This window comes from Pseudomonas sp. gcc21 (assembly GCF_012844345.1).
GTDB lineage: Bacteria > Pseudomonadota > Gammaproteobacteria > Pseudomonadales > Pseudomonadaceae > Halopseudomonas.
The window spans coordinates 647,713-666,772 of the sequence record NZ_CP051625.1 but is presented as its reverse complement, the minus strand read 5'-3'; the positions used below and the strand labels follow the sequence as shown (position 1 = coordinate 666,772).

The window sequence follows — 19,060 nt, the reverse complement described above, 5'->3', positions numbered from 1 at the left end:
CATAGGCGTAACACTGCCCTGCCATCATCAGCCGGTCAAGATCAATGGTTCACGGTATGGCCCAACATTACAGACAGCTGCGACATGGGTCGCCCGCTCTCGGCATGCCATTGGTTAAATGCCGCCTGCGTAGCGGCCAGATCACGCTGGCTGCTCGGTACTTTATCGACCACGCCCTGCGCCTTGAGCGCTGCGACCACGTCGTTACTGGGTACGAAAGTATCCTTGCCGAGCATGCGCAGATAGCGCGGCGCCGACAGCCCGCCCATCTGATTGCCGCGCCGGGCAATCAGTCTCCACAGGCCGGTAATATCAGTGACCGGCCAATCCGCGATGAAGTTACCCATCGACCCGTGTTCAGCACTGATATCAAGAATCATCTGCGCGTTACGCGGAACACTGCGGAGCTTGCCCAGATGCCGTATCAAGCGGGTGTCCTGCATCATCCGCTCGATATGCTCGGCACCCATCAAGACGACCTTCTCCGGATCAAAACCAAAGAACGCCTGCTCGAAGGCCGGCCATTTGGCATCGACCAGGCTATGTTTCAGGCCCGCGCGGAACACCCGCAGCGCCAGCGTCGACAGATAGCGATCGTTACTGAGCCGCCGCAGCTGATCGTCAGTGGCCGGCACCGGCAGACGCGCCTCCAGCGCAGCACGAGAACCGAAACGGTTCAGGCAATACTCTTCCAGCCAGCTATAAGTGCGCAGTTCGGGCATCAGACATTCATGACATTGAGAAAGCGTGGAGTGGCCTGGTCGTCGATTTTCAGGCTGGCGAAATCGAACAACCTGGCATCAGCCAGCTGGGAAGGATGCACATGACGCAGCGAGCGGAAAATGCTCTCGATGCGCCCGGGGGTTTCGCGCTCCCAACTTTGCAGCATTTCCTTGACCACCTTGCGCTGCAGGTTTTCCTGCGAGCCACAAAGGTTGCACGGAATAATCGGGAATTCACGCAGCTGCGAGTAGGCTTCGATGTCCCTCTCGCTACAGTAGGCGAGCGGACGAATCACTACGTTGCGCCCGTCATCCGACAGCAGCTTGGGCGGCATCGCCTTGAGCGTGCCGCCGTAGAACATGTTCAGGAAAAAGGTCTCGACGATGTCGTCGCGGTGATGCCCGAGGGCGACTCGCGTTGCGCCTATCTCGTCGGCAAAGGTATAGAGATTGCCGCGTCTCAGGCGCGAACACAGCGAGCAGGTGGTCTTGCCCTCCGGCACCTTCTCCTTGACGATCGAATAGGTATCGCGCTCCAGAATGTGATACGGCACGCCAACCTGCTCCAGATACGCCGGGAGAACGTGTTCCGGAAAACCAGGCTGCTTCTGGTCAAGATTGACCGCCACCAGCTCAAAACGGATCGGCGCGACCTTCTGCAGATGCAGCAGCACGTCCAGCATGGTGTAGCTGTCCTTGCCGCCGGAGAGGCACACCATGATCTTGTCGCCGTCCTCGATCATGCCGTAGTCCGTAACAGCTTCAGCAGCGAGGCGGCGCAGACGTTTCTGCAGTTTGTTCTGGTTGACGCTCAGGGTGGACATGGCAGAGGAATCCGGAAGGAGGTAAAGCCGGGTATTTTACCCACAATTACCGCCTATAAAAACAACACCCCCTGACGACCAGACGATCGTCAGAGGGCGTTTCCATCCGGAGCATCTCTGGCGCCTCGACACGAGGCGCCAGCCGGGCCCCTGATTAGCGCAGGTAGACCGGGCCGATGCCAAAGCCCCAGAAAATGACGGCCGTTGCCATCATCGCAACAAGCACCACCAGGCCGACCGCCAGAATCGAGCTGGAAAATAGGAAACCTTCCTCAGGCGGGATATCCATGAAGATCGGAATACCCTGGTATAGCAGGTAGGTGGTGTAGGCGACCGCAGCGGTGCCAACCACCATCAACAGCCACAGGTTCGGGTACAAGGCGCATAAACCCGCCAGGAACAACGGCGTTGCGGTGTAGGCAGCGAATACCAGACAGTCACTCAAGGTGGGGCTTGAATCGTAGGTGCGTGCCATCCAGTGAATGAAGGCGCCCATGACCACTACACCCGCCAACAGAGCGATATAGGATAGCGCGGTCATGTACATCGCGCTTGCCTGGGTCAGCTTGACGGGGTCGACCGTACCTATCGACCAGCCGACCTGGGTAGTGCCGATATAGGCCGATACGACTGGAATCGCGGCGAGAACAAGAACATGCACAAGGTAGGTCGGGCCGATGGTGCGTTCCTCGCCCTTGATTTCCCGCCATTCCTGATCAGGGTGGGTGAACAATCCCATGACGTGTTGGATCATCGTGCGGCTCCTCGATTTATTATTCATTCCTGTCGTCTACGGCTGGGCCGGCGGCAGGTGCGAAGCTGTGACAGTATGTCGCAGCCCTTGCGTTGACTATAGTCAAAAAGCGTACGGAAAAAAGCAGGCCGGTTAGAGGGATTGGCGACTTCAAGTAGAACGGTAATAGCGTTTTAGAATTAAAAATGCTTCGTTGATGCGCTGTACATGCTGTGTATCGCCACCCCGATCAGGGTGATGAGTACTCATCAGGGTGCGATAACGCTGCTTGATTTGCGTGAACGTCGAGTCAACGTCCAGCTGCAGAAACGCCAGCGCCTGTCCAACCTGGCCATCCAGAGCAACCGACTGTCGGGTCCAGAATGAATCCAGTAGCGCCTGTACATCCGCCGCATTGGTCGCAGCCCACTGCTGCCAATCCAGATAGTAGGTGCGCAGCGGATCGGACAGAGCCAGGCCGGGACGGGAGACTGTGACAGGCGTTATAGCGATACGCATTGCACCGATTTGCAACTGGAGTCCGGCGGGGTTTAGCGCATCAGACAGCCGATACAGCGTATGGAAGAGCAGAAAGTGCAGCCGGAACAATTGCAGCGGATCGCTGAAAGCGCCCGGTATGGCAAAGACCGACTGCGGATAATCCGCAGCCAGGCGCTTGATCAGCGCATGCTCGCCCAGGCCCTCCGGAGCCGCTTCCAGGATGGCAAGCAGATGTTGATCGAACCCCGTGGGCAGTAAATCTTCGGGTGTGGCAGTCATGGCGGCATTCTAGCATCGCCTGTCAGGTCCGGTTGCCCGGATGCGCTGATCCGGGCAACCGGACTCAGGATGGCCTGCCTGCCGCGGCGTCTACCGGCTCCTGCGTTTCGACTTCGGGCTGGCGAGAATCGTCAGCCTCTGACGGGTGTACCTGATCTTCCAGCGCCAGCTCAAGCATGGCATCGGTTGAGTGCACCATAGGCACGAACTGCGCCGGTTCCTCAACGATGCGATCTCTGGAATTGCGCGCCTGAAGAAACGCATACAGGGAGCAAGCCGCGAACAGCACCGCGAAGAACACGGGCAGCGCACTCGGCGCGGTCATGCCCATCAAAAAGCCCGCCAATGCCGGTCCAAAAGCCGAACCAACGCCGTTCAGCATCAGCAATGCGGAATTCCCTGAGAGAATTTCATCATGGTGCAAGTGGTCGATCAGGTGCGCGACCAGTGTCGGATACACCGCAAAGGCACCTGCGCCGAATATAGCGGCGGCAACCAGCAGCATCTGCATGGACGACGCGAACACCAGCATCAGCAGCCCACCCAGCGCCGCAACACCGGTGACGATTGCCAGCGCGTGCCTTCTGTCGATCCTGTCCGAGAGCAACCCCAGCGGCCATTGCATGATCATGCCCCCGAGAATGGTAAGCGACATGAAGCTTGCGACCGCTGCTGCGTCCATCCCCAGCCGGTTCACATACACAGCGCCCAAACCCCAGAACCCACCCATGGCCAACCCGGCCAGCAACGATCCCGAGACCGCAACAGGCGCAGCAGCCCATAGGCGCTTCAGTGAGAGCGCAGGCGTCTGGGAAATTTTCGGCTGCGGCAGTCGCGTCGCGGTAACCGGCAGGATGGCAGCCATCAGGAAAATCGCAGCAACGGCGAACAGCACCGCCCCGAGGGGGTTGCCGAATCGCAGTAATTGTTGTGACGCGGCCAGCGCCCCGAGGTTGACCACCATATACACCGCGAAAACCTGGCTTCGACGCTCGGAGGGCGCCTCGGAATTCAGCCAGCTCTCGACCACGGTATAGATGCCCACCAGCACGATACCGGTCAACACGCGCAATACGAACCAGAATGCCGCGTCGACTATCAGCACATGCAGCAGAATGAAGGCTGCGGTAGCCGCAGCGCAGAACGCAAAGGCACGAATATGCCCCATGCGCCGGATGAGTTTGGGGCACACCCAGGTGCCAATAATGAAACCGGCGTAATAGGCCGAACCCAGCAACCCCAGCGTCTGATCACTGAAGCCTTCGGCACTGCCACGCAGCGGCAGCAAGGTATTCAACAGCCCGGTGCCCATGAGCAACAGGCCAATTCCCGACAAAAGCGCCCCAATGGGCAACAGTATTGGAATCATGGATCCGTTTCCCCCTCCGGTTCCAGACAGCATTTTCCAGCCTGTTGTTACAGCTGAACTGAACTGCGGTTAGCCAGTCTCGCCATCGCCTGCCTCAACGATGAGCCCGATCCCGACGCTGCCGCTTCGCTGACCGCTCAAGTCTGGTTCGACAATCCTGAGCCGGTGCGTTCCCTGACAAAGCTGAAACCGGCGCATCTATACTTACATGAGGACAGGAGACCTCGGAGAGCTGGTCATTCAAGGTCGATCTGGTTAGGGTCGGCTGAAATGCACTGACATGTTTCGTTCAGATGAAGGTTCCAATGGCCCACAAGCAACTTCTGATAGTCGCCCATGCCCCTTCGCCCAACACCCGCCTGCTGGCCGAAGCGGTATTGCGCGGCGCACAGAATCCCGAAATTGAGAGTGTTGAGGCGCGCTGGATTCCGCCTCTGGAAGCCACTCCTGAGGACGTCCTCTCCGCCGACGGGATTATTCTCGGCACCACCGAAAACCTGGGCTACATGAGCGGGGCGCTGAAGGATTTTTTCGACCGTTGTTACTACCCGGTACTGGAGCAAAAGCAGGGACTACCCTCCGCCCTCTACATTCGGGCTGGCCTGGATGGCACCGGAACCCGGCGCGCCGTGGAGAGCATTGTCACCGGGCTACGCTGGAGCTGGGCCCGGGATCCGCTCACGTTCAAAGGTGAATGGCGCAGCGACTTTGTAACCGATGCAGAGGAACTCGGCCTGTACATGGCCGCCGGCCTGGATAGCGGGATTTTCTAGTGACCACCCCAATGTGTGTACTGCCTCCACCGCTTCGGTTTTATACTAGGCTCATGAACGATCTTACCGAAGCAGTCGAACAGGCATACCAACGCGCAGAGCAACGTCTGGGCAGAACATTTGTACGTCCACGGGTGACGCTGGATCTGCGGGGACAACGTGCCGGGGTCGCCTACCTGGGGCGCAACCTGCTGCGCTTCAACGAACGCATGTATCGGGATAACCAGGAAGATTTTCTGCTACAAACCGTCCCCCACGAAGTTGCCCACCTTGTCGCCCACGCGCTGCACGGCGGCAACATCCGTCCCCATGGCATCGAATGGCAAACCCTGATGATAGACGTGTTCGGATTAGAGCCGAAACGCTGTCACGATTATGCCGTTCCGGAGCGACGCCGCACCCATTACTACTATCAGTGCGGCTGCCCTACCCCCATCTCCTTTACGCCGCAGCGTCATGCGTGGGTAGGCCGCGGCAGGCGCTACCAATGTCGGCGCTGCGGCGATCTGCTGAAGTTTACGGGAAAGTTGCAGTTTGCCTGAGGGAGGCTGGAGCTGCTGCATCGACGATTATCACCACGGCGACCCGGCTCTATTGCGCTTAGCCACGCCTCCAGCACCGACGCACCAACAGCCGTTAAAGCGGCGGCGCCTCATTAGCCCGGCGCAGCAACTGGATATAGGGCCGAAGCGAATAGCCAAGCTGCTGTTCCAGCCGGTCTGCCCATTCCAGCATTGCCACCCGGTCGAGTTGCAGCTCGCCGCTTGCGGGTACGAACAACAGGATATTGCCCTCTTCCACTGCCACCTGCAGATACCGATCACCAAACAGATCCTGCAGTAACCGCGACGCATAGGGCTGGCCGGTTTCGCCCATTTGCCATTGATTGATCACCATTACTCCACCCGGGCGCAACGTTCGGTGGCATGCCTGGAAGAATTCCTTCTGCATTTGCAGACGCGAAATCCCCCCTTCCATATACAGATCCATAAACAGCAGATCACAACTTGACGGTGCCGATCTGACATAGGATTCAGCGCAACCGATGCCTACATGAAACCGTTCATCCCGGGTCAGACCCAGCCAACGACTGGCCAGCTCCACGACGGCGGGACGGAGCTCGATAGCGGTCAACTTTCCAGACTGAAAGTGCTCTATCAGGCAATTCGCCAATGCGCCGCCGCCCAGCCCCAGCATGAGCGTGTCCCGCGGCGTCGACTGCCAGAAGCAGCCCAGCAGCATAGCCCGCGTATAGTCATATTCGAGCCACGCGGGCTCTGCAACGAAACTGCAGCTTTGTTCGGTCTGCTCACCGAAATACAGAAATCGATAGCCCTCAGCTTCGGTAATTCGAAGCTGACCGTAATCATCGCGCAGTTTCTCAAGGAGTACTTCTTCGTCGTTCATCAGCAGGCGCCTCAAACAGCGATAGAGTCGCTTGGCAAAAGGTAGGAAATGTCTTTCAAGCATGCCTGAGGTTACCACTGCCCGGATGCATTAACACTGATGAAGCCTCTCAACGCCATAATCTGCATCCAAGCCGCTGCATTGCGTAATCCGCTGTCCATACCCCGTACGCATCCCCTTGGCGAAAACTGACGCATCTTGCGAAGACGTCGACGTTAACCGCTTAAAACCACCTGTTTGGGGGGATTTCATCACTTATCCTCCACAGTATTATTTCCCGGCCATGACGCAACTTGCCGCTCCCTGGGGATGCGCTGTCGGCAATACAAACAATAATAGACCGAGGAAACACCATGTCTTTGATGATCAGGATCAAGCACTGCGCCTTTATCGCCGCAGCGCTGACCTTAATGAATATCGGCACCGCCAACGCGGTCAACCCGCCGGTAAGCGGCACAGCAGACACAATGATTATTGGCGATTCGGTGTTCGCCCTGAGCGGTGACATCAAGGAATATCTTGAAGACGACCTTGGCGAACCCATCACCAGTCACGCCCGCTCAGGCTGCCAGATGATCGGCGGAAACCTGATCTGCTCGCGGCGCTATGCGATTCCAGAGCAATATGACAACGCATCCAAGCGCGGCATCAAGACAGTCATCATGAATGGCGGCGGCAACGATATTCAGCTCAACGATTGCAGCCCTTCCCTCGAAAAATGCATGCCGCTTCTGCAGGATCTTGAAGATGAAATCGCTTCGCTGGCTCAGCAGATGCAGGCTGACGGCATCGAAGAAATCATCTTCCTCGGTTACTACAATGCCAAGGGCAGCGCGGCAGCCATGCGGGAAATCAATGAATACAGCATGAACTACAAAGCCAGAACCTACCCTGGCCTTGGCATCACCTTCGTCGACGTCCGTGACCGTTTCAACGGCAACGAAGACCGTTATATCGCCAACGACGAAATCCATCCTACCGCGGAAGGTTCACGCGTACTGGCAGACCTGCTACTTGAAAAGCTGACTGACTGACCGGTTCTAACCCGGCGGTCCGCCACGGCTGGCGGGCCGCTTTGTTCACGCCGCACATTCCGCAACCGACTCCAACTACGCACCCGAATACCGCACCGCGCACGCCTGTCACGCCCTCCCGTAGAACCCGCGCCGAAGTTTCGCGCAGCCCCCTTTCCCTTGAGCCCTCCGTCAGCCTGGGTCCATAATGCGCACCCTCTCCGCTTTACCCGCAGGCTGCCCCGATGTTTCGCTGGTTCGAACAACGTATCAATCCCTTTCCTTCCGAGGAACCCACTGAGCCGCCCCGTACGCTGCTTGCCTTTTGCCTGCATTTTACGCGTGGAAGCTGGGCGTACCTGTTGATTGCAGGCCTGTTGATGGCCGGTATTGCGGTCGCCGAGGTATGGCTGTTCAGCTTCCTCGGCAACATCGTCGATTGGCTTTCGGAGCAGAACCGCGAAACATTCCTGCAGACAGAAGGCTGGAAACTGGCGGCCATGGCGTTGGTGGTCATCGTCCTGCTACCCGGACTGGTACTTACCAATTCCCTGGTGACCTATCAGACGCTGATGGGCAACTTCCCCATGCGCATCCGCTGGCTGGTGCACCGCTACCTGCTGCGCCAGTCGATGGCGTTTTATCAGGACGAGTTCGCTGGCAGGATCGCCACCAAACTGATGCAGACCGCGTTGGCAGTGCGCGAATGCGTCATCAAGCTGATCGACGTGCTCAACTACGTAATCGTGTACTTTCTCGGCACGCTACTGGTGGTCGGCATTGCCGATTGGCGACTGGCCATGCCTATGCTGCTCTGGTTTCTGGGTTACCTGCTCCTGATGCGTATTTTTGTGCCGGTAATGGGCAAAGTTGCCGAAGAACAGGCCGACGCCCGTTCAATGATGACCGGCCGCATTGTCGACAGCTACACCAATATCCAGACGGTCAAGCTGTTCTCCCATGCCGGTCGCGAATCCAGCTTCGCCCGCGAAGGCATGGACGAGTTCATGACCACCGTGTACCGGCAGATGCGCCTGGTCACCCAGATCAATGTCTCGCTTTACGCACTGAACGGCATATTGCTACTCAGCGTTGCCGGGTTGGCGATCTGGCTGTGGCTCAATGCCGCCGTAAGCGTGGGAGTGGTGGCAGTAGCCATTGGATTGGTGTTGCGCCTGTGGGGCATGTCGCAGTGGATACTGTGGGAAGTGTCCGCACTGTTTGAAAATATCGGCACCGTGCAGGACGGCATCAACTCCATCTCCCGGCCGCAGGTCGTCGAAGATGCGCCTGATGCCGTGCCGCTGAAGGTCACCCGCGGGGAGATCAAGTTCGAGGACGTGCGCTTCCATTACGGCAAAGGCCACGGCGTGATGGAGCACCTTAACCTGCATATCCGACCGGGCGAGAAAATCGGATTGGTCGGCCGCTCCGGTGCGGGCAAATCCACGCTGGTCAATCTGCTGCTGCGCTTTTATGACGTCGAAGGCGGACGCATCCTGATCGACGGAGTGGATATAGGCGGCGTGACGCAGGACTCTCTGCGCCAACACATCGGCATGGTCACCCAGGACACCTCCCTGCTGCATCGTTCCGTGCGGGACAACATCCTGTATGGCAAACCGGATGCCGATGAAGACATGATGCTGCAGGCTGCCCGTCGCGCCAGAACCGACGCGTTCATTCCCGACCTGCGCGATGCCAAGGGTCGCCAGGGTTACGACGCGCATGTCGGCGAACGTGGCGTTAAGCTCTCCGGCGGCCAGCGTCAACGCATCGCCATTGCGCGGGTCATGCTCAAGGATGCGCCGATACTGATCCTGGACGAAGCAACCTCGGCGCTGGATTCGGAAGTAGAAGCGGCGATCCAGCAGAGTCTGAACATCCTGATGGAAGGCAAAACCGTCATAGCCATCGCCCACCGACTCTCAACCATCGCCGAGATGGACCGGCTGATTGTCATGGATCAGGGACATATCATTGAAGACGGCAGCCACAGCGAACTGCTCGCACGCGGCGGATTGTATGCGCAGCTCTGGGCGCGGCAGTCGGGTGGGTTTCTGGCTGAGGATTGACGGTTAGGCCAAGCTCGAAATCGAATCCCCCCTAGCCCCCCTTCTTCGAAGGGGGGAACTGTCCGTGCCAGGCATGGACCCTCTGCAGTGATCTACTATTCCCGGACGCACAATTGCGCTGACGACTACGAACGAACGCGCTTCCAACATCAGCTACACCAATGCCTAAACAAGCCCGCCGACTGGCAGGCCGGAGCAAGTGTTGAAAACAAGGATGTTTTCACCAAGCCCCCAAGGACGGGTTCACGGCGTCTTGCGCAGTCATGCCAGTCGGCGGGCGTAGGCGTCAGGCTTCTCGCCCTGGGCTTCCGGACTATTCAATGCAACGCAAGCCATCACTGACCTGAATACCCCCAATCACCGGCATTTTCCGGAGACTGGCCATACAATCAGGCAGACCTTTTCAACTACTCGGCCTGCCAGCGCGGTGAGCCGAGCGAGCGCACACACCGAGGCCCCATGAAAACACGCATAACAGAACTCTTTGGCATCCAGCATCCAATCATCCAGGGCGGTATGCACCATGTCGGTTACGCCGAACTCGCTTCGGCCGTTGCCAATGCCGGCGGCCTGGGCATGATCACTGCCCTTACCCAGCCGAACCCGGCGGCGCTTGCTGAAGAAATTCGCCGCTGCCACGAAATGACCGACAAGCCCTTCGGCGTCAACCTGACATTCCTGCCCTCGGTAAACCCGCCGGATTACCCGGGCTACGTCGACGCCATCATCAAAGGCGGCGTGAAAGTAGTAGAAACCGCTGGCAACAACCCGCAGAAGTACCTGCCCGCGCTGAAGGAAGCCGGCATCAAGGTCATCCACAAATGCACCGCCGTGCGCCACGCACTCAAGGCGCAGGCCATTGGCTGCGACGCGGTGAGTGTCGACGGTTTCGAATGTGGCGGTCATCCAGGCGAAGACGATGTGCCCAACTTCATCCTGCTGCCCCGCGCTGCTGAAGAGCTTGAGATCCCCTTCGTCGCCTCGGGCGGCATGGCAGATGGGCGCTCACTGGCGGCCGCGCTGGCGCTGGGCGCCGAAGGCATGAACATGGGCACGCGCTTTATTGCCACCCGCGAGGCGCCGGTTCACGAGAACGTGAAGCAGGCGATTGTCGCCGCCAGCGAACTGGACACCCGACTGGTCATGCGTCCGCTGCGTAACACCGAACGGGTCATGACCAACGAAGCTGTGGAACGCCTGCTGGAAAAAGAACGCCGTCTGGGCGCAGACCTCAAGTTCGCCGACATCGCCGCGGAAGTAGCTGGCGTTTACCCGCGCATCATGAAAACCGGCGAGATGGATGCCGGCGCATGGTCGTGCGGCATGGTTGCGGGTCTGATCAACGACATCCCCACCGTGCAGGAACTGGTCGACCGCATCATGGCCGAGGCTGAAGGCCTGATTCGTGATCGTCTGGCGGGCATGCTTAACGGTTGAATTGACGGTCAAGAACAATAACGGAGATTTTCATGAGTTTTGATACCCCACTCTATCTGTGCGGACCCTTGCGCGAGCCCCGCCAGATGCTGGCCGATCAGGAATACAGCGGCCACACCTCGATCCACGACGACAGCATGGCAGAAAAGCTTGGCTTCAGAGCCGGCCCGATTGAGGGCCCCACGCACTTCAGCCAATTCGTCCCGCTGCTGGTCGAGGTATTCGGACAAGCCTGGTTTGAACGCGGCTGCTTCTCTTCGCACTTCCAGAACATGGTGGTCGAGGGCGAGCAGGTGCGCGCCTTTGTCGAACGCCCCACCGCAGGCTCGAATCGAGTACGTTGCTGGGCGGAAAAGGCCGACGGCACACCGGTACTGGAAGCAAGCGCCAGCCTGGGTCCTGACGACGGGCCCACACTGCTGGAAGACCGCATGGCCAAGCTACGTCCGCCAGAGAAGCTGGTCATCTTGTCCGAGCTGAAACTGGGCATGCGCGGCGCCGAGGAAGAGCATGTGCGGATGGAGCCTGATCAGCATATGGGGAATCTGTATCCGTTCTCGCTGAACCAGAAACTCGAGCGCATCACCGAGAATTCACCTTGGTATTCGGACGCGCAGGCCACGCCCTGGGGCCGTGCAATCATTCCTCTGGAGATGGTCAGCGTGCTGGCAGAATACACCAGCAAGCAGGCGGCCTTCCCGGTCAAGCAGCCGGTGGTGGGTCTGTTTGCCGATCAGGAAATCCGCATGATCGACGGCCCCCTGTTCGTTGGTGAGGACTACCTCATTCGCCGCGAAGTCGTCGCGCTGTCCGAAAGCAAGCGCACCGAGTCGTACTGGGTGCGCACGCATATCTACGATGCCACGGGCACAACGCTCAAGGCGCAGATGCTGCTCAACCACGCTACCCTCAAGCACTCGTATGCCAACTACGAGGCCGAAGCCTCCGCCTGAGGCCGAGCCGCGGCGCCGAATCCGTCCCGGCGAATGTACCGGGACGGATCATCTTCCGATCGATCCTTACAGCTTCCCTTCCATTGCCATCCGCACGTAGGTCGGATCAAAGCGCAGCTGCACATTGCCGGCGTCACCCAGCACCGAGCCATCGGCGAACTCCATGCCGATCACGTCCGGACTGGGTGCACCGTTGCCCAGCAAGCCCTTGTCGAAGGAAAACAACCGCACCTTGTCCATGGTCTCGCGTAAAGCCGAGTCAGTGGTAAAAGCGTGTGTATCAGCAGCCGTATAGAACAGCATGGTCTCGGCCAGCTGAGCGTCATAACTGGCCAGATCTGTTCCCGCTTGCTCGGCCATGTAGGTACGGGCAGCCCTGGCTTCATCGCTATCACCCGACATCAGCTCCAGCGTTTCGAACCAGGCGCCCACCAGCGCCTTGCCCAGTTCAGGGCTGGCCTTCAGCACCTCAGTATTGACCGCCATCATGTCGATGATTTCGCCCGGGATCTGGGTCGAATCGAATACTTGCACGGCATCGGACGACTGTTGCTTGATCAGGCTCAGTTGCGGGTTCCACACCGCAGCAGCCGTCACGTCCGGGGTCATGAAAGAGGCAACCGCATCAGCATCCGAGGTGTTCATCACCTTGATGTCGCGCTCGGACATGCCGTTCATTTCCAGAGCCCGCGCCAGCAGATAATGCGAGACCGACAGTTCTACAAGATTGACCTGCTGACCGCGAATGTCCTCCATGCTGGTGCCGTTCTTCAGCAGCACGCCGTCGTTGCCGTTGGAGTAATCGCCGAGGATCAGCGCGGTAGTATCCACCCCGCTCGCCGCCGGAATGGTCAGAGCGTCCATATTGGTCATGACGCAGGCGTCAAAGGCACCCATGGTGTACTGGTTGATGGACTCGATGTAATCGTTGAATTGCACGACCTCAATCTCGATGCCGTATTTGTCTGCCCACTTATCAACAATGCCGTGATCCGCTGCGTAAGCCCAGGGCATCCAGCCGGCATAGATCGACCAGCCGACCTTGAAGCTTGGCTTCTTCTCATCTGCCATTACGCCGGTTGCCAGGCACAGACTGGTGGCCAGCACGGCGGCCCATTTCCCTAGTGACGATTTCAGCATGGTTCTTACCTCGTGTATCAATGAAAAAGCTTTCGCTCCGAACTCAATAGTGCGGCGCGGTATAGCGGTTAAGGGTCGGGGATTCGTGTTCATACCAGGCGGCGGCGTCCTGGCTGAAGCCGGTGGCCTGATCAAAACGGAGTGCGGCTTCCAGAGTGTCCACGGTGAAGCGACGCTCACAGCGTGCGCCTTGGATCGTCAGGTGTTGAACGATCTCACGGGAATCAGGAAGGTATTCGAAGCCATCCAGCGGGCAGAGCGATTGCCCGACGCGGGTCGGACAGGTCGAGTGATCTATTGAATAACCTGTGGTCAGAGCGCCTGAGGCCACGGAGGTCTCGAAGTTGAATAGATGTGCCAGGCGTTCGGCATCGCCTACGGCGCCGGCGAGTTCATCGCGCAATAATCCGCTCCGGCTGCGCGGCACAACAGCCTCGGCGCGCCCCAGCACCAGCGCGGCATAATCGCCACAGATGATGAGGCCGCCGCCACGATGTCTAAGCGCGCCGGTGTCCAGATTACGCTCCTCGATCAGTCGCAGCCCAACCAGCGGGCCGGTACGGGAAGGCTGCAGACGCCAGTCCTCGACATAGGCACCGCTAGGAGCGAATTCGATCATGCAGTTACCGACGCGCTGCAATATGGCCGGTTCAGGCCAGCGGTTGTGCAGCTGCAATGAGGCTTCGTCACGCCAGCTCAGTGCTTCGCCGTTCCAGTCAGACTCTGCTGCCCAGCCTTCGTAGTTGGCCAGCACATCGAGTTCGGCAGCCGTGTAATCGGCCCATTTGCGTTGAGGCAGCTGCAACGGCTCGACCGGCAGTCGCAGATCGATGGTGAAATTGCGACTCTGAATCCAGCACACCGTCGTGCGGGTGTCCGTCAGGCCATTGGCAAAACTGATTGCGCGGCGCCTGAAATACCCGAGCATCCAGTCCGGCACGCCACTGCTCGCGGTCTGCGGATACCTTTCCAGCAATTCGTTGAGCGTCATGCCGGCTCCCCCTGCTTGCGTCCGGGATGCCCGAAGGACGCCAGGCCGCGTGCCCCATCCGGCATGGTTAAATCGCCGCTTTCAAGGCGACGCTTGAGGTATCCGAAAGTCTGCACCGTTTGTGCAAACAGATGATCGCCACAGCGTACGGGCTCATATCGCGCCGGCTCTGCCTCGCTCAAGAGCTCGGTTACCGGTGCGATCACCGTGTCGTAGTCACAGGCACAGAACAGCGGAAACGCGTAGCGCTCCCCGGCAACCTTGCGCACCCGATGCGACGTGGCGACATACATCCCGTTGCTCAGTACTTCGAGCATATCGCCTATGTTGATGACAAAGGCGCCCTCAACCAGCGGCACATCAATCCACTCCCCTGCGCCGTTGAGCACTTCCAGTCCCGGCGCCGTAGGTAGCAGGATGGTGAAGCATTCATAGTCGGTGTGCGCACCGATTCCCGGGCGGTCCGCGGCCTCCGGGTTGAATGGATAATGGATCAGTCGGAGCTGGCTGGGCGGCGTCGTAACGTAGCGGCTGAATGCGTCTTCCGGCAGGCCCAGCGCCAGGGCGAAGCCCTTGAACAGCTGATTGCCGAGAGCAAGTACCGCATCGTAATAAGCCTTTACGTCTTCCTGGAAACCCGGCATATCCGCCCACTGATTCGGCCCAAGCATCGGCCGGCGCTCCTCACGCGGGTGCAGATCAAATCCGACGTCATAGGCCTCCTTGTGGTCGATGACGCCGGAGCCGAACTGCTCCTCGCCTTCCGGCACATAGCCGCTATGGTTGCTCGAATGGCCGATATAGTGGCGCATCTTGTCCTGTAGCGGCTGCGCAAAATACTCGCGAGTGCGTGCCAGCAAGCTATCGATCAGCGTCTGGGGCACGCCATGCCCGGTTATATAAAGGAACCCGGCATCCTTCGCTGCGCTGCCCAGCTGCAAAGCAGTTTCCCTGCGCCTGGCCTGGTCGGCGGAAAACAGCCCCGAGACGTCAACCACCGGAAGGCGGGTAAATGCGGAATGTATGTTTCGAGTGCGTAGCGGTTCAGACGCCATGGCTCACCTCCTGTTCGAATAATCGAGATGTCACCTGGTCGTCCAGGGCGGGTGCGAGCGGGTAATGGTCAGACGCATTGTTTGGCCTGTACTCCGATCGTCCCGGGTCGTCCCGGGAACTCAGCACCTCGCAGAGAGCGGTAGGCTCCCTGCTCTTCCGGGCAAAGCAAGACTCATACCATTGGTCGTAGCAGCCCAGGCGAGCGCCGCCGCAGCGTCTGTTTAGAGCCTCCGCAGGGACGACACCCACTGTATTAACCATCCAGCACGCACCACAAAAGCGCACCCGTGCCCGTCCTCGGTGCGATCTCCACGCCCGAAACGGGGCACGACCATCAGGCCGGAATCGCCTTCCAGAGCTCACGACGCACGAAAATCGGGAGGCCGCGCCTCTTTTTCGGGCGCTGGCATGGCGATTGCTAAATGTCTGGTGCAGGAAGCTGCGAAGTAAAAATGGCTGACTAGGGTTCCGGCTCGCATGGCGAGTGACTGGTCCGAGAGTTGGCGACCTCCAGTGAGGTTACACGGCGGGACAAAAGCCCGGGAGAACAGCGTCTTAGAGCGCAGCTCCGTGCCGTCATGCCACAAACTGGAGGTCAAACATGCGCCGATCAGCACCCGAAATGCGATGGATCCCGCGCCGCAACATAACCGGGATAAGCAGTACCGCTACGGGTAACTCTGGTGAACGACGAGAGTCAGCCCCATGCGCCTGATCAACGTCCGCCCCGGCAAACCCGGCAGACTGCTCCTGCTTTTACTGCCCTTCGCACTGTTGGTGCTGGTGTACCTGTCCTATTCAGCCCAGCGCCTGGACATCAACCCCAACGACAAGCTACTGCCAAGCCCGGCACAGATGACGGCGGCGATAGACAATCTCGCCCTGCAGCCGGACCGGCGCACCGGTGACTACCTGTTCTGGCAGGACACCGCATCCAGCCTGCAGCGCATTGCGATCGGCCTCGGCGTAGCGGCACTGGTCGGCTTGTGTCTGGGTGTGGCGGCCGGCGCGATTCCATTATTCGGCGCAACGCTTTCGCCACTGCTTGCGGTGTTGTCGATGGTGCCGCCGCTGGCATTGCTGCCCATTCTGTTCATCGTGTTCGGGCTGGGTGAGCTGTCCAAGGTCGTGCTGATCGTTATCGGCATCACGCCCATCATCGCCCGCGATCTGGAACAGCGCGCCCGGGAGATTCCACAGGAACTGCTGATCAAGGCCCAGACCCTCGGCGCGAATACCTGGACGCTGATCCTGCGCGTGATCCTTCCGCAGTTGCTTCCACGCTTATTGATCAGTCTGCGCCTGGTGCTGGGTTCGGCCTGGTTGTTTCTGATTGCCGCCGAAGCCATCGCCGCCACCGACGGTCTGGGCTATCGCATCTTTCTGGTGCGCCGCTACATGGCAATGGACGTCATCCTGCCCTATGTCGCCTGGATCACCCTGCTCGCCTGGACCATGGACTTCGGTCTGCGCGGTCTGACGCGCCTGGCCTTCCCCTGGTATGAAGGAGCCAAGTCATGAATGACGCCACCCTCGTTACGCCACCGCCCTTTCTTCAGGTGAAAAATGTCTGGCAACAGTACGGTGATCAGATCGTCCTGGAGCGGTTGAATCTGACCTTTGCAGAAGGCGAATTCTGCACGCTGGTCGGCACCTCCGGCTGCGGCAAATCGACTTTTCTGCGCATGCTGCTGGGCCAGGAAGCACCCAGCCGCGGCGAAATACTGCTCGACGGCCAGCCCCTGCAGGGCGAACCCGACGCCAGCCGCGGCGTAGTTTTTCAGCGCTACTCAGTGCTCCCGCACCTGAGCGTGCTGGATAACGTGGCGCTCGGTCTGGAACTTCCCAGAGCGCCGCTTTTTGGTCGGCTCTTTGGCCGCGCCAAACGCGATGCCCGCGACCAGGCGGCGGCGATCCTGAACAAGGTGGGCCTGGGTCACGCGCTGACCAAATACCCGGCGCAGCTCTCCGGTGGCATGCAGCAACGTCTGGCGATCGCCCAGGCGCTGATCATGAAGCCGCGCATTCTGTTGCTCGACGAGCCCTTCGGCGCGCTGGATCCGGGCATTCGCAAGGACATGCACGCGCTACTGCTGGAGCTGTGGCAGGAAACCCGTCTGACCGTCTTCATGGTGACCCATGACCTGTCCGAAGGCTTCACGCTCGGTACCCGGTTGATGGTGTTCGACAAGCCACGCATCGACCCTGACGCGCCGCACGCCTACGGCGCCCGCATCACCTACGACATTCCGCTCAACAGCAACCGGCTGACCACCGCCCGCAGCGCTGTCGAGTCGTTACCCGAACACATCGTCCACAGCCTTACTTCAGCTGCATAAGGAGCCCCACATGACTGCTGAACTGACCCTGCGCCCAACGCTGTACGAGGAGACCGTCCCCGGGGGCGGACACACCTCCTTCGTACTCAAACGCGGTCAATTGCTGCGCATTACCGATCCCCAGGGCGGCGCCAACGTCAGCCTGATGCTGCTCAACGCGCACGAAAAGAGTGAGCGGCTGAACCTGCCGGATACCCTGAAGTGCCAGCACACCGCCCGCCTGACCGCCGGCCACTGTCTGTACTCGGACATGGGACGGGTACTGGCTGCGATTACCTCCGACAGCTGCGGCTGGCATGACAGCTTCGGCGGCGTACTCAACGCCGCCGAGACGGCAGAAAAGTACGGTCAGGGCCGCTACCAGGAGCTACGCAACAGCTTCTACCGCAATGGCCATGACAACCTGCTGGTGGAAATGGGCAAGTGGAACCTCAACCAGCAGGACTTGCTCATGACCCTCAACCTGTTCAGCCGCATCAATGTGGACGCCGATGGGTGCTTCGAGTTTGTTCCTGGCAATTCAAAACCCGGCAACTACATCGAACTCTACGCGCCCATGGACAGCCTGGTGATTCTGACCGCGCTGCAGCATCCCATGGACCCCAACCCAACCTACGATCCACGCCCGGTCCAGCTCAGCTGGCATCAGGTCGAGAGCGACGGGATCACCGTGCTCTGCCGCACCGCGCGCCCGGAGAACACCCGGGGTTTCCACAACACTGAACGACTCTACGTCTAGGGAAACCGAGATGATGACCGCAAGCGACAAACATCCCGAAGCCGCCGTTTTTCAGGCCACTATCCCCGCCGGTGAACCTTTCCTGTTCGATATCAAGGCCGGCCAGACCCTGCGCCTGCTCGATCTGGAAGGCAACCAGGCCGTCGATACCCTGTTCTTCAGCGCTGCGAACCCGCGTGAGCGTTTTGATCCTCAACGCACGCTGCGCAAACAGAACCGCGTGTATCTGTCCAAGGGCACGGTGCTCTATTCCAACCTGGGCAATCCCCTGCTGACCATCGTCGCCGACACCTGCGGCCGGCACGACACTCTTGGCGGCGCCTGTGCGCAGGAAAGCAACACCGTACGCTACGCGCTGGACAAGCGTTACATGCACAGTTGCCGGGATAACTTCCTGCGCGCCTGCCTCACTGACGGGCGTCTGGACAAGCGTGATATCGGGGCAAACATCAACTTCTTCATGAACGTGCCGGTGACCAGCGAGGGCGGCCTGACCTTCGAGGACGGCATCTCCGCTGCCGGCAAATACGTCGAGCTGCAGGCGCACATGGACATCATCGTGCTGATTTCCAATTGCCCGCAGCTGAACAACCCCTGCAATGCCTATAACCCGACACCGGCACAGGTGCTGGTCTGGGACTGACTGATCGATCAGCCACGGACGACCGTGGTGCAGAAGATAACAGCGGGACGGCCCGCCTCCCCTCCC

General features: G+C 59.5%; 19 protein-coding genes and 1 riboswitch. Of the genes, 10 read left to right on the top strand and 9 right to left on the bottom strand.

Features of this window, described 5'->3' with window-relative positions:
• Positions 1–41 precede the first annotated feature (41 nt).
• From HG264_RS03190 to HG264_RS03170, 5 genes are all read right to left on the bottom strand, one after another.
• Positions 42–713, bottom strand: coding sequence for a DNA-3-methyladenine glycosylase I (locus HG264_RS03190; RefSeq protein ID WP_169408995.1), 672 nt, complete (start codon positions 711–713; stop codon positions 42–44).
• Positions 714–721: 8 nt separating this feature from the next.
• Positions 722–1,546, bottom strand: coding sequence for a tRNA 2-thiocytidine(32) synthetase TtcA (gene ttcA / locus HG264_RS03185; RefSeq protein WP_169406294.1), 825 nt, complete (start codon positions 1,544–1,546; stop codon positions 722–724).
• A gap of 154 nt (positions 1,547–1,700) precedes the next feature.
• Positions 1,701–2,300, bottom strand: coding sequence for a Yip1 family protein (locus HG264_RS03180; RefSeq protein ID WP_169406293.1), 600 nt, complete (start codon positions 2,298–2,300; stop codon positions 1,701–1,703).
• A 150-nt stretch (positions 2,301–2,450) separates the two neighbouring features.
• Positions 2,451–3,059, bottom strand: a complete 609-nt coding sequence (locus HG264_RS03175; RefSeq protein ID WP_169406292.1) for a DNA-J related domain-containing protein — start codon at positions 3,057–3,059, stop codon at positions 2,451–2,453.
• A gap of 64 nt (positions 3,060–3,123) precedes the next feature.
• Entirely contained in the window at positions 3,124–4,428 is a 1,305-nt protein-coding gene (locus tag HG264_RS03170) for an MFS transporter (protein ID WP_169406291.1), read from the bottom strand.
• Between the two features lie 305 nt (positions 4,429–4,733).
• Here HG264_RS03170 and HG264_RS03165 point away from each other — a divergent pair, with 305 nt between their 5' ends.
• Positions 4,734–5,201: a flavodoxin family protein gene (locus HG264_RS03165; protein ID WP_169406290.1), complete on the top strand. Its 468-nt coding sequence runs from the start codon at positions 4,734–4,736 to the stop codon at positions 5,199–5,201.
• A gap of 53 nt (positions 5,202–5,254) precedes the next feature.
• A complete protein-coding gene (locus HG264_RS03160) occupies positions 5,255–5,743 on the top strand; it encodes a SprT family zinc-dependent metalloprotease (protein ID WP_169406289.1) in 489 nt (162 codons plus the stop codon).
• Positions 5,744–5,837: 94 nt separating this feature from the next.
• Here the strand turns inward: HG264_RS03160 and HG264_RS03155 are convergent, their stop codons facing one another.
• The gene (locus tag HG264_RS03155) at positions 5,838–6,608 is read right to left on the bottom strand and encodes a methyltransferase domain-containing protein (RefSeq protein ID WP_169406288.1); all 771 of its coding nucleotides are present in this window, start codon (positions 6,606–6,608) and stop codon (positions 5,838–5,840) included.
• A gap of 353 nt (positions 6,609–6,961) precedes the next feature.
• Between HG264_RS03155 and HG264_RS03150 the strand changes: the two genes are divergently transcribed.
• The 4 genes from HG264_RS03150 to HG264_RS03135 all read left to right on the top strand — a co-directional run bounded on the left by HG264_RS03150 (position 6,962) and on the right by HG264_RS03135 (position 12,086).
• Entirely contained in the window at positions 6,962–7,642 is a 681-nt protein-coding gene (locus tag HG264_RS03150; protein ID WP_169406287.1) for an SGNH/GDSL hydrolase family protein, read from the top strand.
• Positions 7,643–7,866: 224 nt separating this feature from the next.
• Positions 7,867–9,696: an ABC transporter ATP-binding protein gene (locus HG264_RS03145; RefSeq protein ID WP_169406286.1), complete on the top strand. Its 1,830-nt coding sequence runs from the start codon at positions 7,867–7,869 to the stop codon at positions 9,694–9,696.
• 459 nt (positions 9,697–10,155) lie between these two features.
• Complete coding sequence (locus HG264_RS03140) at positions 10,156–11,133, top strand: nitronate monooxygenase family protein (RefSeq protein WP_169406285.1); 978 nt, start codon at positions 10,156–10,158, stop codon at positions 11,131–11,133.
• Between the two features lie 32 nt (positions 11,134–11,165).
• Positions 11,166–12,086 (top strand): hypothetical protein, encoded by a 921-nt coding sequence (locus HG264_RS03135; protein WP_178102800.1) that lies wholly within the window; start codon positions 11,166–11,168, stop codon positions 12,084–12,086.
• 66 nt (positions 12,087–12,152) lie between these two features.
• On the opposite strand, the gene HG264_RS03130 is transcribed toward HG264_RS03135, so the two are convergent.
• Genes HG264_RS03130 through HG264_RS03120 form a run of 3 tightly spaced genes read right to left on the bottom strand, consistent with a single transcriptional unit; the run spans position 12,153 to position 15,272 of the window.
• Positions 12,153–13,226 (bottom strand): putative urea ABC transporter substrate-binding protein, encoded by a 1,074-nt coding sequence (locus HG264_RS03130; protein ID WP_169406284.1) that lies wholly within the window; start codon positions 13,224–13,226, stop codon positions 12,153–12,155.
• Positions 13,227–13,269: 43 nt separating this feature from the next.
• Complete coding sequence (locus HG264_RS03125; protein WP_169406283.1) at positions 13,270–14,217, bottom strand: hypothetical protein; 948 nt, start codon at positions 14,215–14,217, stop codon at positions 13,270–13,272.
• Positions 14,214–15,272 carry an isopenicillin N synthase family oxygenase gene (locus HG264_RS03120; RefSeq protein ID WP_169406282.1) on the bottom strand — a complete coding sequence of 353 codons (1,059 nt, stop codon included), beginning with the start codon at positions 15,270–15,272 and terminating at the stop codon, positions 14,214–14,216. Before HG264_RS03120 ends, HG264_RS03125 begins: the two co-directional genes overlap by 4 nt.
• 450 nt (positions 15,273–15,722) lie before the next feature.
• Positions 15,723–15,821, top strand: a riboswitch (guanidine-I (ykkC/yxkD leader).
• Positions 15,822–15,978: 157 nt separating this feature from the next.
• On the opposite strand from HG264_RS03120, the gene HG264_RS03115 reads away from it, so the two are divergent.
• From HG264_RS03115 to HG264_RS03100, 4 genes are read left to right on the top strand one after another with little or no spacing between them, the layout of a single operon-like run.
• Positions 15,979–16,794: an ABC transporter permease gene (locus tag HG264_RS03115; protein WP_169406281.1), complete on the top strand. Its 816-nt coding sequence runs from the start codon at positions 15,979–15,981 to the stop codon at positions 16,792–16,794.
• A complete protein-coding gene (locus tag HG264_RS03110; protein ID WP_169406280.1) occupies positions 16,791–17,612 on the top strand; it encodes an ABC transporter ATP-binding protein in 822 nt (273 codons plus the stop codon). The genes HG264_RS03115 and HG264_RS03110 overlap by 4 nt, the downstream gene beginning before the upstream one ends.
• Before the next feature lie 10 nt (positions 17,613–17,622).
• On the top strand, positions 17,623–18,351 hold the full coding sequence (locus HG264_RS03105) for an urea amidolyase associated protein UAAP1 (protein WP_169406279.1): 729 nt from the start codon (positions 17,623–17,625) through the stop codon (positions 18,349–18,351).
• Positions 18,352–18,361: 10 nt separating this feature from the next.
• Positions 18,362–18,994 carry an urea amidolyase associated protein UAAP2 gene (locus tag HG264_RS03100; RefSeq protein WP_169406278.1) on the top strand — a complete coding sequence of 211 codons (633 nt, stop codon included), beginning with the start codon at positions 18,362–18,364 and terminating at the stop codon, positions 18,992–18,994.
• The last annotated feature ends 66 nt before the right edge of the window (positions 18,995–19,060 follow it).

Bases quoted from the DNA above. Each gene is read 5' to 3' on its own strand.
- HG264_RS03165 (WP_169406290.1), top strand. From the start codon at position 4,734: ATGGCCCACAAGCAACTTCTGATAGTCGCCCATGCCCCTTCGCCCAAC.
- ttcA (WP_169406294.1), bottom strand. From the start codon at position 1,546: ATGTCCACCCTGAGCGTCAACCAGAACAAACTGCAGAAACGTCTGCGC.
- HG264_RS03170 (WP_169406291.1), bottom strand. From the start codon at position 4,428: ATGATTCCAATACTGTTGCCCATTGGGGCGCTTTTGTCGGGAATTGGC.
- HG264_RS03110 (WP_169406280.1), top strand. From the start codon at position 16,791: ATGAATGACGCCACCCTCGTTACGCCACCGCCCTTTCTTCAGGTGAAA.
- HG264_RS03145 (WP_169406286.1), top strand. From the start codon at position 7,867: ATGTTTCGCTGGTTCGAACAACGTATCAATCCCTTTCCTTCCGAGGAA.
- HG264_RS03130 (WP_169406284.1), bottom strand. From the start codon at position 13,226: ATGCTGAAATCGTCACTAGGGAAATGGGCCGCCGTGCTGGCCACCAGT.
- HG264_RS03135 (WP_178102800.1), top strand. From the start codon at position 11,166: ATGAGTTTTGATACCCCACTCTATCTGTGCGGACCCTTGCGCGAGCCC.
- HG264_RS03175 (WP_169406292.1), bottom strand. From the start codon at position 3,059: ATGACTGCCACACCCGAAGATTTACTGCCCACGGGGTTCGATCAACAT.
- HG264_RS03150 (WP_169406287.1), top strand. From the start codon at position 6,962: ATGTCTTTGATGATCAGGATCAAGCACTGCGCCTTTATCGCCGCAGCG.
- HG264_RS03125 (WP_169406283.1), bottom strand. From the start codon at position 14,217: ATGACGCTCAACGAATTGCTGGAAAGGTATCCGCAGACCGCGAGCAGT.
- HG264_RS03140 (WP_169406285.1), top strand. From the start codon at position 10,156: ATGAAAACACGCATAACAGAACTCTTTGGCATCCAGCATCCAATCATC.
- HG264_RS03115 (WP_169406281.1), top strand. From the start codon at position 15,979: ATGCGCCTGATCAACGTCCGCCCCGGCAAACCCGGCAGACTGCTCCTG.
- HG264_RS03105 (WP_169406279.1), top strand. From the start codon at position 17,623: ATGACTGCTGAACTGACCCTGCGCCCAACGCTGTACGAGGAGACCGTC.
- HG264_RS03155 (WP_169406288.1), bottom strand. From the start codon at position 6,608: ATGAACGACGAAGAAGTACTCCTTGAGAAACTGCGCGATGATTACGGT.
- HG264_RS03180 (WP_169406293.1), bottom strand. From the start codon at position 2,300: ATGATCCAACACGTCATGGGATTGTTCACCCACCCTGATCAGGAATGG.
- HG264_RS03160 (WP_169406289.1), top strand. From the start codon at position 5,255: ATGAACGATCTTACCGAAGCAGTCGAACAGGCATACCAACGCGCAGAG.
- HG264_RS03100 (WP_169406278.1), top strand. From the start codon at position 18,362: ATGATGACCGCAAGCGACAAACATCCCGAAGCCGCCGTTTTTCAGGCC.
- HG264_RS03120 (WP_169406282.1), bottom strand. From the start codon at position 15,272: ATGGCGTCTGAACCGCTACGCACTCGAAACATACATTCCGCATTTACC.